11 protein-coding genes and 1 tRNA gene are annotated in these 13,497 nt (G+C 28.3%); 8 read left to right on the top strand and 4 right to left on the bottom strand.

Going from position 1 to position 13,497, the window contains the following annotated elements; translation table 11 throughout:
- Positions 1 to 81: 81 nt before the first annotated feature.
- Positions 82 to 267 carry a helix-turn-helix transcriptional regulator gene (locus tag CINS_RS04005; RefSeq protein ID WP_012661534.1) on the top strand — a complete coding sequence of 62 codons (186 nt, stop codon included), beginning with the start codon at positions 82 to 84 and terminating at the stop codon, positions 265 to 267.
- Here CINS_RS04005 and CINS_RS07935 read toward each other — a convergent pair.
- The 3 genes from CINS_RS07935 to CINS_RS03995 form a co-directional block, all read right to left on the bottom strand.
- A complete protein-coding gene (locus CINS_RS07935; RefSeq protein ID WP_232012934.1) occupies positions 260 to 454 on the bottom strand; it encodes a hypothetical protein in 195 nt (64 codons plus the stop codon). The genes CINS_RS04005 and CINS_RS07935 overlap by 8 nt on opposite strands.
- Before the next feature lie 38 nt (positions 455 to 492).
- Positions 493 to 1,437, bottom strand: a complete 945-nt coding sequence (locus CINS_RS04000; RefSeq protein WP_232012933.1) for a tyrosine-type recombinase/integrase — start codon at positions 1,435 to 1,437, stop codon at positions 493 to 495.
- A 192-nt stretch (positions 1,438 to 1,629) separates the two neighbouring features.
- A tRNA-Leu gene (locus tag CINS_RS03995) sits at positions 1,630 to 1,716 on the bottom strand.
- Positions 1,717 to 1,860: 144 nt separating this feature from the next.
- Between CINS_RS03995 and flgL the strand changes: the two genes are divergently transcribed.
- Positions 1,861 to 4,101, top strand: a complete 2,241-nt coding sequence (gene flgL / locus CINS_RS03990) for a flagellar hook-associated protein FlgL (protein WP_039650056.1) — start codon at positions 1,861 to 1,863, stop codon at positions 4,099 to 4,101.
- A gap of 356 nt (positions 4,102 to 4,457) precedes the next feature.
- Positions 4,458 to 6,989, top strand: a complete 2,532-nt coding sequence (locus tag CINS_RS03985) for a DNA translocase FtsK (RefSeq protein WP_414973613.1) — start codon at positions 4,458 to 4,460, stop codon at positions 6,987 to 6,989.
- On the opposite strand, the gene mltG is transcribed toward CINS_RS03985, so the two are convergent.
- A complete protein-coding gene (mltG, locus tag CINS_RS03980) occupies positions 6,990 to 7,943 on the bottom strand; it encodes an endolytic transglycosylase MltG (protein ID WP_084593984.1) in 954 nt (317 codons plus the stop codon).
- Here mltG and CINS_RS03975 point away from each other — a divergent pair.
- The 5 genes from CINS_RS03975 (at position 7,924) to CINS_RS03955 (ending at position 13,476) form a co-directional block, all read left to right on the top strand.
- On the top strand, positions 7,924 to 10,428 hold the full coding sequence (locus CINS_RS03975) for a YhdP family protein (RefSeq protein ID WP_052251964.1): 2,505 nt from the start codon (positions 7,924 to 7,926) through the stop codon (positions 10,426 to 10,428). The two genes, mltG and CINS_RS03975, sit on opposite strands and share 20 nt — an antisense overlap.
- A gap of 205 nt (positions 10,429 to 10,633) precedes the next feature.
- Entirely contained in the window at positions 10,634 to 10,942 is a 309-nt protein-coding gene (locus tag CINS_RS03970) for a 2-oxoglutarate:acceptor oxidoreductase, delta subunit (RefSeq protein WP_039650050.1), read from the top strand.
- 9 nt (positions 10,943 to 10,951) lie between these two features.
- The gene (locus tag CINS_RS03965) at positions 10,952 to 12,076 is read left to right on the top strand and encodes a 2-oxoglutarate synthase subunit alpha (RefSeq protein ID WP_039650048.1); all 1,125 of its coding nucleotides are present in this window, start codon (positions 10,952 to 10,954) and stop codon (positions 12,074 to 12,076) included.
- The gene (locus CINS_RS03960) at positions 12,077 to 12,922 is read left to right on the top strand and encodes a 2-oxoglutarate ferredoxin oxidoreductase subunit beta (RefSeq protein WP_039650046.1); all 846 of its coding nucleotides are present in this window, start codon (positions 12,077 to 12,079) and stop codon (positions 12,920 to 12,922) included.
- Positions 12,919 to 13,476 carry a 2-oxoglutarate:acceptor oxidoreductase, gamma subunit gene (locus tag CINS_RS03955; RefSeq protein ID WP_039650044.1) on the top strand — a complete coding sequence of 186 codons (558 nt, stop codon included), beginning with the start codon at positions 12,919 to 12,921 and terminating at the stop codon, positions 13,474 to 13,476. The genes CINS_RS03960 and CINS_RS03955 overlap by 4 nt, the downstream gene beginning before the upstream one ends.
- Positions 13,477 to 13,497: the final 21 nt, after the last annotated feature.

Here is a 13,497-nt window from a genome sequence, read left to right as displayed (position 1 = left end):
TATCCCATTCTTTGAGCTATGAAGAACAAATAGCTATTATAAAATCATTAAATTTAGAAACAAATATAAAAAAGGATTAATATGAAATTATTAAGTACAAAAGAAGTTGCACAATATTTGGGTTTTAGTGTTGATAGGATAAGAAAAATGAGAATGAGAAAAAATCAAGCCATTTATAACTTTCCAAAGGGTGTTAGAGTAGGAAAAGTTTTAATGTATGAAAAGAAAGAAATCGATGATTGGATAAAATATTGCAAGGTTAGCTAAGCTTTCCTGCAAGTTTTTCTATATAATCTCCCCACCACTGCATTAATCTTCTTTTTAATTCTATATTTTTACTTCTATTATAAGCTTTTAATATTGCATTTTTTTGCTCATGAGCTAAGCATTGCTCTGCTATATCCATACTTACTCCATGTTCTAATTGCTTTTCGTTTGCAATGCTTCTAAACATAGCACGAAATCCATGTGCGCTTTGAATTCCTTTATATCCTAAGCGTTTATTGGTATTGCATGTGATATTTTCACTATTACATCCTTTTTAGAAGTACCAGCAAAAACATAATCATTGACTTTAATCGCATATTGATTTTTTAATATACTTATAGCTTGTTTGCTTAATGCTATATTATGCTCTTTACGCATTTTCATTTTTTGAGCTGATATAGTCCAAATTTCATTTTTAAAATCTATCTCATCCCAAGTAGCTTTTATAACATTGCCAGGTCTTTGAGCTGTTAAAAGTATAAAAAGCATTAAATTTTTATGACTTTGCTTGATATCTGAGTGAATTAGAGTGTTTATATATTCTTTAATATCAGATTCATCTAATAGGGTAGGTTGGTGTATAACCTGATTTGGTTTTTTAAATACAATATTATTTTTGATAGAAGCTACAGGATTGTTTTCTATGAGCTCAAGTTGCAAAGCATATTCAAATACTTTATTTATCCATATCTTTGCTTTTTGAAGCGTAGCGCTTTTATGCTCTATGGTCTTTAAAATATTAACAATATCTACTCTTTTTATATCATTAATATTTTTATATTCTAAAGATTTAAAAATACCTTCTTTATAGCTTAGTCCTCTTTGGATTGTTTTCGCTGCTAAATTACTCTTTCTTGCATTTTCTAATACTTCATCATATAATATGCCAAATTTCAATCTTTTCGCATTGCTTATGTTTTGACCCTTGGCTTTTAGTTTGTGCGAATTTATAGCTATTTCTCTAAGCTCTGCTAGGGAAAGCAAGGGGTATTCCCCAAGTGTTATATAAGTATCATTAGCTTGTCTTGTTTTAAATAGTTTTCTACCACTAGGATAAACAAAAACATATAATCCTTTTATGCTAGGATCACTAAATTTTATAAATTTTTTACCATTATCACATTTTACGCTTTTTAAGAAACTATCTGTAAGTTTATTAATTTTTGCCATTTTTATTCTTTGTATTATTGTAAAAAGTAACCCATTTAGTAGCCCACTTTTTTAAAAGTAACCCACTTTTTTTGTAATATTTTAACACAAAAAATAACAAAATAGAATAAAAAAGAATGCTTATATAAGTCCTTAACTATAAGACTTTAAAGACAATTTATTAAAAAATAACACTTGAGAGTAAAAAACAAATGGTGCCCGAGGTCGGACTCGAACCGACACAAGGTTGCCCTTACCAGATTTTGAGTCTGGCGCGTCTACCAGTTTCACCACTCGGGCTTCTTTGAAGAAAGAATTGAAATTATATTAATTTATTTTTAAAATAATATAAAATACAATAATAGCAAAAAAATATCAAATTATTGTCCTAGTTTGGAACTTTTTTTGCTTATATTTTTAATAAAAATTTGCACGGAGTTTAATATGAGAATAAGTAATCAATACAACTTCTACACATCGATACAAGGTTATACAGATGGTCAGGCTATGCTAAACAAATATAATCTTCAGCTTCAAACAGGACAACAAATACAGCACTCTTTTGAAAATGCAAATACTTACATAAATGGTTCGAGGTTAGAATACGAATTAGCAAATATTAATCAAATCATTCAAGGAACTCAATCAGCACAAGAAATTGCGAAAAATACAGATACTGCTTTAAAAAATATTACTGAGCTTTTGGAAAAATTTAAAGTACTTTTAACTAAAGCAGCAAGTGATGGTAATGATCAAACATCAAGAGAAGCTATAGCAAAAGAATTAAAACTTGTAAAAGAATCTATAGTTAATATCGCAAATACTAGTGTTAATGGGCAGTATCTTTTTGCAGGTTCAAACACGGCTATAAGACCTTTTGATAAAAATGGAAATTATAGCGGAAATAAAGATAATATCTTTGTCGTAAGCGGTTCAGGGACTGAAATACCTTATAATGTACCTGGTTGGGATTTGTTTTTTAAACCAGATAGCAATATAAAAAAAGTTATTTCTACTAATGTTTCTTTGATAGATAATAGATATGATGTAAAAAATAGTCCTAGCGATAAGAAGTATTTAAATGGAGATTCTAAATTTTCTCATCTTATAGGTCAAAATTATGTCGCAGGTGGTAAGCTTGATATAGACAAGGATTTTGAATACGAGAGCACCAAACTTCCTTTTCCAAAATCTTCTATGTATGTTCAAGGTGTAAAACCTGATGGAACAAGTTTTAAAGCTACTCTAAACATAGGTCCTGAAGATAAAATCGGTGATGTTTTAGAAAATATAGGTAAACTTTATGGTAATACAGATGCAAATAAACTTGTAGATGTTACTATAAATGATAGCGGTCAGATCGAGATTAAGAATTTAAAAGAAGGAAATAGTTCTTTAGATTTTCACGCTGTTGCTTTAACCCCGCAAGTGACAGACAAAGCACAACTTCAACAGTTACAAGATGCGGCTAGAGCAGCTGGATGGGATCAAGATCGACTTGCTAATGAGATAATGCGACAAGCTGCTCCTAATGGAAATTTGAATAATATCACTAATCCCGTAAATATAACTATTGGTAATCAAAATTTTCAATTAAATATCCATCAAACAGATTTTATAAAAAGTGATGTTAATGGTAATAAAACTAATGGAAAAGATTTTGATGTAGCTTTTGAAAAAGATGGCAATAAAGTCTTTGGAAATGTTTCTCAAGTTATTAGAGGAACAAGCCAATATGCAAGCGATGAGACAAAATTAAGCGAAGTAATAGCTAATGCTAATGGAAGCATGGCAGGACAAGAGCTTCAAATGAATATTACTTCTAAAAGTGGCAGGACTTATAATGTAAATATAAATTTGGAAACTTCTACAGTAAGTTATACTAATAATGCTGGTCAAACTATAAACTTTCCTATAACTCATTCCCAATACAATGAAGCAAATGGGACTACCACAGGTGTTGTTACTAATCCTCAAGATATTACTTATAAACAATTAAATGATATTTTAGGTATGTTTGCAAGTGATAATGTGCCAAATGCGACTATTAATGCAAATGCCAATGGCACCTTAAATAATAACGATTTTCAAACTATTCAACAAAACATATCCAATTCAAAAGATTTTGTTGAAGTAAGTATGGATTACAAAGGAAGAATCAGTATCAGTGATAAATTTTCAACCAATACAAACATTGGTTTAACTATGAAAGATACTAATTCAAATGCTAATTTTCCACCTTCAAATCCTCCTGGACAAGTAAGACCTGGATCAAGTTTTACCTTTAGTGCTAATAATTCTTTGACTATTGATGATCCTAATGTAGATTTAGTTAAAGATTTAGATGAGATGATAGATGCAGTTTTAAATGGCACTATGAGAGCAGATTCTGAAGGTAAAGATCCTAGAAATACTGGATTACAAGGTGCACTAGCAAGAATTGATCATTTACAAGAACATGTGAGAAAAACACATACAACCATAGGAGCATATACGAATTCTATAGAAGAAACTAACAAAAGAATGACTTTTTTAAATGTAAATGTATCTACTATTAAAAGCGGTGTAACTGATGCTGATTATGGAGAAACTTATATGCAATTTATGCAATCAATGGTGTCTTATCAAGCAATGCTTTCGGCAACAGCTAAAATTTCTCAAATGAGTTTGTTAAACTATATGTAATTGTAATTTTGATATAATAGCCTTTTTATTTTAAAGGATTTGCTATAAAAAAAGAGGCTATTTTTGTAATTTCTAATCTTTTGATTTTGTATTTTTGTTTTAGTGCCTTGATACCTGAGAAGTCTTTGGTAAGTATGCTAGGGTATTTTGTAGCACGACTTAGTTATTTTTTGTTTGGATCTTTAACCAAATTTTATCCCTTTACTTTATTTTGGTTTAATTACTTGTTTTATAAAAATGATTATAAGTTAGATTTCATAAAACGTAGACATAGTATTGCTGTGATTTCTTGTGTTATTGCTTTATTGATATTTGGTGCAATGTTTTTACAAGATAAAGGTTATATAGCTTCTGCAATGTTTTTGATACTCAATGGACTTTTTGGAAAAGTAGGTTCAGTTATTTTGATAATACTGCTTTTGTCTTTTGCTTTTAGTATAACTTACCCGCAAATTTTAAAAGAATTTTTTAAGATAGAAATTGATTTTGATTTTTATGTAAAACTTGAAACATTGATTAAAAATAAGATTTTTGGATTTTTTGGTGGTGATAAATACCAAGATGAAACCAAAGAAGAGCAAGAAAAACTTAAACAAGAATTGCTGATAAAAGAAAGAGAAGTTGAAATAAATTTAAAAAAAGAAAATGTGGTGAAAGAAGATCCGTTAGAAGAAAAGAAATTTAGTTTAGAGGAATTAAAAAATCAAAATTTAGATGAATTTGTGATAAATGATGATGAAAAAAATATGAGTTCTAGTTTTATACATGAACTTTCTGAGCCTGTGGCAAATTTCATGCAAAAGGCTAGTAAAATAAATACAAAGGAAGAAGAAATGACGCCTGAAGAATATTTATCGAAGTATAAAAATAAAAGCGAAGATATATATACTCAAATTTTAAAAAGTAAAAATTTAGATGAGCCAAGTTATAAAAGACGGAATATAGATGTAGAAGATGAGAAAGAAGTTCAAGAAGATTCTTTTTTTGCAAAAGAATTAAAACAAAGAGAAGAAATGCTTAAAAAGACTAGATTGCTTGAAGAGTATAAAGCCTTACAAAAAGAAAAAATCTTAGAAGAATTAAGTGAGGATTTTAAAAGAATAGAAGAGTTAAATGCAATCGAAGCACAAAAAGAAATTGAATTTAATAAAATCAAAGGTAAAACAAATTTTTTAGGCAGTGAAGAAACAAAAGAAATAAAAGAATTTAAAGATGAATATTTTTTTCCACAAAGTGAAGTTAAAGAGCTTGATTTTAGCGAAGAAGCTTTTGCAAAACCTATAAGTATCGATGAACTTAGAGCTAAAAAAGAGAAAGATGATTTTTTCTCTGAAGAAAAAGAAGAAATTATGATTTCTGAAGAATATTTTGTTATGGAAAAACAAGAAAAAGAAAAAGAGAACTTACGTCACCATTCTATAATAGATGGATTAAGTGAAAATAAAGCTCTATTAAAAGAACTTGAATTTGGAGTTTGTGAAAAACCACAAGATTTTATCTTGCCACCTTTAGATTTTTTATCTATGCCAAGTGAAGGTAAAAATGAAATTAATGAAGAAGAAATTGATAGAAAAATATATGATTTATTAGAAAAATTAAGACGATTTAAAATTGGTGGAGATGTTGTTAGAACCTACACTGGTCCTGTTGTAACAACTTTTGAATTTAGACCAGCTGCTGATGTAAAAGTAAGTAAAATTTTATCTTTGCAAGATGATTTAGCAATGGCTTTAAAAGCACAAACTATAAGAATTCAAGCGCCTATCCCTGGTAAAGATGTAGTTGGTATAGAAGTTCCAAATGAAAGAATAGAAACTATTTACTTAAGAGAAGTTTTAGAAAGTAATGTTTTTAAAAATTCAAACTCTCCTTTAACTATAGCTTTAGGAAAAGATATAGTAGGAGATCCTTTCGTTACGGATCTTAAAAAACTTCCCCATCTTTTAATAGCAGGAACTACAGGAAGTGGTAAAAGTGTAGGAATAAACTCTATGCTTTTGTCTTTACTTTATAGAAATTCTCCAAAAACTTTAAGACTTATGATGATTGATCCTAAAATGCTTGAATTTAGTATTTATAATGATATACCGCATTTGCTTACTCCTGTAATTACTGATCCTAAGAAAGCGGTAAATGCTTTGTCTAATATGGTAGCTGAAATGGAAAGAAGATATCGTTTAATGGCAGAAGCAAAAACTAAAAATATCGAAAATTACAATGAAAAAATTAAAGATCAAGGTGGAGAAATTTTACCTTTTATCGTCGTGATTATTGATGAACTTGCTGATTTAATGATGACAGCTGGCAAAGATGTAGAATTTTACATAGGACGTTTAGCGCAAATGGCAAGAGCAAGTGGTATTCATCTTATTGTTGCTACTCAAAGACCTTCTGTTGATGTGGTTACTGGTGTTGTTAAAGCAAATTTGCCAAGTAGAATTTCATACAAAGTAGGGCAAAAAATAGATTCCAAAGTTATACTTGATAGTATGGGTGCTGAAAGTCTCTTGGGTAGAGGAGATTGCTTATTTACTCCACCAGGAATAAGTTCTCTTGTGCGTTTGCATGCTCCATTTGCAAGTGAAAATGAGATAGAGAACATAGTGGAATTTTTAAAACAACAACAAATTGTAGAATATGATGAAAGTTTTTTAAAAGATGATAATTCCGAATTAAATAATAGAAGAAGTGATTTTAATGATGAAAATCTAGATGAGCTTTATGAAGAAGCTAAAGCTATAGTTATAGAAGATAGAAAAACTAGCATTTCCTATGTTCAAAGACGTTTAAAAATAGGTTATAATCGCGCTGCTAATATCATAGAACAACTCACTCAAATGGGTGTTTTAAGTGAGCCTGATTCTAAAGGACAAAGGGAAATTTTATAATTAATTTTTTATGGCTTTATTGTGATCTTTGAGATTAGTTGAAAAAATGTGTTTATTTGTTTTTTTATCTCTTACAAAGTATAAATAATCACTTTTAGCTGGGAAAATAGCAGCTTTTATCGCATCAATAGAAACATTACAAACAGCTTCTTTAGGGATTCCATTAAATTTATAGGTATTGTAAGAAGTATCATCTTGTCGAATTCTTTGAGGAGTTATTTTTTCATGGGAATATTTTCCATAGTTTAATGTCCCATCCATTTGTAATTTCATATCTTTTTTTAAGCGATTTCTAATAACTGAAGAAACTATTGGCATTTCTTGATTATTAGCGGCTTCTTTTTGTATGATCGATGCTATAATGATATAGTTATGCCATTTATTTTCATTATACTCTCTAAAAATTTTATAAGATATCTTTTTAAATTCGTTAGTAGAATAACTCAATAAATATTTGATTAAAAGTTCTTCAGTGATTCCTTTTGGAAATTTATAAGTCTCTGGAAAAAGCATTCCTTCTTTAAATGGACTTTGCTTTTGAAATTCTTGCATTAAAATCTTAGCATCTAAATCAAGTTTTGGTGCTAATTGTTCGAAAAATATTTCGGTTGTTTCACCAGGTATTAGTGTGATAGTTTCAAGTGCAGCTTTCGCAATGGTTAATTTGTATAAAAATTCAACCCTGTTTAAAGGTGCCAAGCCTATGTTTATCCAACCTGATTGAGGATGACCTAAAAAATATAAAATATATTTATCAATACTACTCATTTTATAATTATTTTTATTTAATTGAGTTATAATTTTAGCAACAGAACCTTGTGGGATAAATACTACAGAGTTTGTTTTAATAGGTAAGAGTAAGTAAAAGAAAATGGATAAAATAAAAATTAAAATCAAATCACAACTAATCAAAAAAATTCTTAAATTTTTAACTTTGCCTATAATATTATTCATTGCTTTGTTTATTTACCTTAAAATTGGAATTCATATCGAGAAATTAGAATTTTATTCTTATAATTTAGAGAAATTATATATTAAATTAGATAAAAAACTTATTTTAAATGTAAAAAAAGTAGATATTCATTCTAAAGAAAATAATTATAATGATGATGAAAAAACTTTAGTAAAGGCTATTGATCTCATTAAAGAATTAAAATATATTTATTGGTTTTTTGAAGAAATAGATATCAAAGAATTTTATATCAATAACTATCCTATAAAATTTTTATATAAAAATAATTTCTTTTTTGTTGATGGAAAAGATTTATTGGTAAAAGTTGATGTTAAAATAGAACATAATAATATCCAAGCAAACATCAATAATTTTTTGTTTAAAGATTATAACCTTAGTATGAATGGAGCTTTAATCATCAATCCTAATACTAAATTTTATAATTTTAAAGGAAAAATTATTAGCGATTTTCTAAAAGGTAATGTTAATTTATCTTCCAAAAGAGAAGAGCTTTTTTACGAATTAAGTAATGTTAGTTCTAATGATATTTCAAAAATTTTTAAAATTTTAAAAGAAAATAAAATTACATTACCAACAAATTTAGATATTTGGGTTGGTCAAAAAGTTAAAGCAGATTATTATTTTATAGAGAAACTTAGCGGTTTTATAGATTTTAATAAAAATAGATTCTATCTTGATAAAATTAATGCCAATGGTTATGTAAATAATTTAAAAATAGTTCTGGATGAAGGTGTTGATCCTATAACTAGTCCTTTTGTAAAACTTGATTTTAATAAGCAAAGATTAGATTTTAAGTTTGATGAACTTAAATTTAATAATTATAATTTAGCTCAAAGTCAAGTTTATATTTATGATATGCTTAACAATAAAGCAGGAATTTATATCAACATCAAAAGTGATGATGTTAGGGTTGATTATAGGGTAAATAAAATTTTACTTTTGTATCATATATATGTTCCTTTTTTGCAAGATAGTGGTAAAACTAAAACAAACTTAGTATTAAAATTTCCTTTTGAATACCCTGAAAAAATTGATTACAATGGACAATTTAACATAACAAATTCTAATATTAATATAAAAGATTTTAAAATTTTAAAAGCTAATATAGATCTTAAAAAAGATAAGCTTGAAATAAAAAATGCAAATATAGAAGGTGAACTTGCCAGTGGAGATCTTAATGCAAGTTTAAATTTAAAACAAAAAAAAGGATATGTTAATGCTTATGCTTCTTATGTAAAATTGCCATATGAAAGTTTGAATTTAATCAATAAAAATTTAGATATAGAATTAAACTTTGATCAAAATATTACTTTAGTCAATGATGAATTAGGAATTTTTGTTGATTTAAATCAAGGTTTAAAAACCTATATTGCACACCTATCAAAACTTAAACAATATTCTAATTTTATGCAAAAAAATAATATTTATGATGGAGAGTTAAGCATAAATACAAATGATTTTAAAAATTTTAAAATTGATTTAAACAATGCAAGTTTTGATTCTTTTTTGTTGCATAAAAATCACAATCCTTATGAATATGATAATTTTAGTATGGATATTAAAAATGGTGATTTTAATCTTACTAGTAAAAGTGGTGTCGTTTTAGTTCAAAGTGAAAATAATGAAACAAATATTACTTTAAATAATATCGATTTGTTAATTTCGCAAAAAGGTGCTAAAAATACCTTAGAAGATACTGACGAATATAATATTTATGCAAAAAATATTGATATTTTACTTAAAGATTATAATAAAACTTTAGCTTTTGATAATTTTAAAACAAAAATTAAAAAAAATTATTTAAAAGTAGATGCTAATAAAAATAATGCGAAATTTGATTTGTTATTAGATAAAGATAAAATTAAATTTCAAGTTTTGAAAATGGATGACAATTTTTTAAATACATTCATGGGAGAAGATATTTTCGAAAATGGTGAATTTGATTTGTATGTTGATGGTGATAATATAGATTTTTTTAAGGGAAAATTTTTGTTTAAAAATACCTATCTAAAGAATTTAAAATTTCATCAACAACTTTTAAGTTTTATTGATACTATTCCTAGCTTGTTGCTTTTTAAAGCTCCAACCTTTAATGAAAAAGGTTTTAATATAGAAAATGCTGGTATAAGTTTTAGCAGAAAAAAAGATTTATTTGATATTGACGCATTAAGTTTTAATGGGGATAGTGCTGATGTATTTGGAAAAATTAAGATAAATTTGCGAAATTTTGAACTTGATGGATTGTTAGAATTAAGAACTCTAAAATCCGCAACTTCGGTTATTTCAGCGGTTCCAATTATTAATCAAATTATTTTAGGTAAAGATAGACAAATTAGTACTTTGGTTAAACTTTCAGGAACCATAGATAATCCAAAATTTCAAACTCAGCTATTAAGTCAAGGTATACAACTGCCTTATAATTTGATCAAAAATATTTTTGAATTACCAGCAAATTTAATTAAATAAAAATTTTGTTAAATTATGAAATTTTAATTGTAAATGCTTATTTTTCTATATTTTTGTCTTTAGATGTTACTTTGCGTTATAAATTTCCTTTACTTTATATTTATCTTTTAAATATTATTTCATAAGAACCTAATTTAGATATAATGTGGGCTTTGATTAATATAAAAATTGTTAATATACCGATAAAATATTGAAAGGAAAGTAAATGGTTGCTCCAAAAGATACACCAGTGTGGGTAGATGAAACAAGATGCAAGGCCTGTAATATTTGTGTGAGTTATTGTCCTGCTGGTGTTTTGGCTATGAGAGATGAGATTAGTTCTGTGTTGGGACAGATGATTGAAGTTGTTCATCCGCAATCTTGTATAGGTTGTAGTGAGTGTGAAAGTCATTGTCCTGACTTTGCTATTTTTGTTGCTAAAAGAGATGAGTTTAAATTTGCAAAACTAACTCCAGAGGCTAAAGAAAGAGCACAAGCTGTCAAAGAAAATAAATATAAAAAACTAAATGCTTAGGAAAGAGTAATGAGAGAAGTAGTATCAACTGGTAATAATTTAGTAGCAAAAGCAGCCATTGATTGTGGTTGTAAATTTTTTGGTGGTTATCCTATTACCCCAAGTTCTGAAATAGCACATGAATTAAGTCATATGTTGCCAAAAAATGACGGTACTTTTATACAAATGGAAGATGAAATTTCAGGTATCAGTGTGGCTCTTGGTGCTAGTATGAGTGGTGTTAAATCAATGACTGCAAGTAGCGGTCCTGGTATTTCTTTAAAAGCTGAGCAAATTGGTTTAGGTTTTATTGCTGAAATTCCACTTGTTATTGTTAATGTTATGAGAGGTGGTCCTTCAACTGGTTTGCCAACTAGGGTTGCACAAGGAGATTTGTTTCAAGCAAAAAGTCCAACTCATGGAGATTATGCTAGTATAGCTTTAGCTCCAGCTTCACTAGAAGAAGCTTATACTGAAACTATTAGAGCGTTTAATTTAGCTGAAAAATATATGACCCCTGTTTTTTTGCTTTTAGACGAAACGGTTGGTCATATGAATGGTAAAGCTATTTTACCTGAATTAAGCGAACTTGAAATCATTAATCGTAAAAAATTTAGTGGTGATAAAAAAGATTATAAGCCTTATGCAGCAGGTGAAAATGAAGCAGCAACATTAAATCCATTTTTTCAAGGATATCGTTATCATATAACAGGTCTTCATCATGGTGATATAGGATTTCCAACCGAAGATGGTGTTATAGTCGATAAAAATATAAAAAGATTATTTGGTAAGATAAAAAATAATACAAATGAAATTTGCACTTGGGAAGAGTATATGATCGACGATGCAGAATTCTTAATTATTGCCTATGGAAGTGTAGCAAGATCGGCTAAAGAGGCTATTATGAGACTTAGAGAAGAAGGTTTAAAAGTAGGATTATTTAGACCTATTACACTTTATCCTGTTGCAGAGCAAAAGATAGCACAAGTTGTTAGCAAATTTAAGAAAGTTATGGTTAGTGAATTAAATATGGGTCAATATTTGGAAGAAATTCAAAGAGTAAGTAAAAGAGATGATTTTATTAGTTTACATCGTGCTAATGGTCGTCCTATAACTCCAAGCGAGATTATTGTTAAAGTAAAGGAGAATATATAAATGGCTTTTAATTATGATGAATATTTAAGGGTAGATAAACTTCCTACACAATGGTGCTGGGGATGCGGTGACGGTGTTGTTTTAAAAGCTATTATTAGAGCTATACAAAAATTAGGCTGGAATATGGATGATGTGTGTTTAGTTTCTGGTATAGGCTGTAGTGGCAGGATGAGTTCTTATGTTAATTGCAATACTGTGCATACAACTCATGGAAGAGCTATTGCTTATGCTACAGGAATTAAGCTTGCAAATCCTAATAAGCATGTTATTGTAGTAAGTGGTGATGGCGATACTTTAGCAATCGGAGGTAATCATACTATTCATGGCTGTAGAAGAAATATTGACTTAACTCATATTTTAATTAATAATTTTATTTATGGACTTACTAATTCTCAAACTTCTCCAACTACTCCACAAGGTTTTTATACAGTAACTGCTCAAGCTGGTAATATCGATCCGAACTTTGATGCATGCGAGTTAACAAAAGCAGCTGGAGCTTCTTTTATCGCAAGAACAAACGTTATAGAATCAAGCAAACTTGAAAATATTATATTTAAAGCCTTATCGCATAAAGGTTATAGTTTTGTAGATGTTTTTTCAAATTGTCATATTAATTTAGGTAGAAAAAATAAAATGGGCGAAGCTGTCACTATGCTTGATTGGATTAAAGATCGTTGTGTTGAAAAAAATAAATTTGAACAATTAGATGCCGAGCAAAGAAAAGATAAATTTCCTACAGGAATTTTACATCAAGATGAAAACAAAGCTGAATATTGTGATGCTTATGAAGAAGTTAGACGAGCATTAAAAGAAAAAAGAATGATTGACTTAGGAGCTCTAAAATGAAATACCAATTAAGATTTTGTGGCGAAGGTGGTCAAGGAGTTATTACTGCTGGAGAAATTTTAGCTAAAGCAGCTATTAAAGAAGGTCGAAATGCTTTTAAGGCTTCTACTTATACTTCTCAAGTAAGAGGTGGTCCTACTAAAGTAGATATCATTATTGATGATAATGAAATCTTTTTTCCATATGCTGTTGAAGGTGAAGTTAGTTTTATGTTATCAACTGCAGATAAAGGCTATCAAAGCTTTAAAGAAGGTGTTTCTAATGGTGGTATTATGGTAATAGAACCAAATTTAGTTCATCCTAGTAAAGAAGATTACGCAAGATGGAAAATTTTTGAAATTCCAATTATTACTATTGCTAAGGAAAAAGTAGGCAATGTAGCAACTCAATCAGTCGTAGCTTTAGCTATTGCTGCTTATATGAGTAAATGTATTGATATTCAAGCTTTAAAGACTATTATGTTGGATATGGTTCCATCTAAAACTAGAGATGCTAATGCTAAAGCATTTGATTTAGGATTAGAATACGCAAGTAATACTCAAGCAAATTCTTAATTTTAAGAATTTGCTTTCTAA

Origin of the sequence: Campylobacter insulaenigrae NCTC 12927, from assembly GCF_000816185.1 — a bacterium.
Classification (GTDB): domain Bacteria; phylum Campylobacterota; class Campylobacteria; order Campylobacterales; family Campylobacteraceae; genus Campylobacter_D; species Campylobacter_D insulaenigrae.
The sequence above is the reverse complement of the archived record's forward strand: the minus strand, read 5'-3'. Positions and strand labels throughout refer to the sequence as shown.

Coding starts and splice junctions, on each gene's coding strand:
- CINS_RS04005 (WP_012661534.1), top strand. CDS start 82: ATGAAATTATTAAGTACAAAAGAAGTTGCACAATATTTGGGTTTTAGT.
- CINS_RS07935 (WP_232012934.1), bottom strand. CDS start 454: ATGTTTAGAAGCATTGCAAACGAAAAGCAATTAGAACATGGAGTAAGT.
- CINS_RS04000 (WP_232012933.1), bottom strand. CDS start 1,437: ATGGCAAAAATTAATAAACTTACAGATAGTTTCTTAAAAAGCGTAAAA.
- flgL (WP_039650056.1), top strand. CDS start 1,861: ATGAGAATAAGTAATCAATACAACTTCTACACATCGATACAAGGTTAT.
- CINS_RS03985 (WP_414973613.1), top strand. CDS start 4,458: ATGTTTTTGATACTCAATGGACTTTTTGGAAAAGTAGGTTCAGTTATT.
- mltG (WP_084593984.1), bottom strand. CDS start 7,943: ATGAATAATATTATAGGCAAAGTTAAAAATTTAAGAATTTTTTTGATT.
- CINS_RS03970 (WP_039650050.1), top strand. CDS start 10,634: ATGGTTGCTCCAAAAGATACACCAGTGTGGGTAGATGAAACAAGATGC.
- CINS_RS03965 (WP_039650048.1), top strand. CDS start 10,952: ATGAGAGAAGTAGTATCAACTGGTAATAATTTAGTAGCAAAAGCAGCC.
- CINS_RS03960 (WP_039650046.1), top strand. CDS start 12,077: ATGGCTTTTAATTATGATGAATATTTAAGGGTAGATAAACTTCCTACA.
- CINS_RS03955 (WP_039650044.1), top strand. CDS start 12,919: ATGAAATACCAATTAAGATTTTGTGGCGAAGGTGGTCAAGGAGTTATT.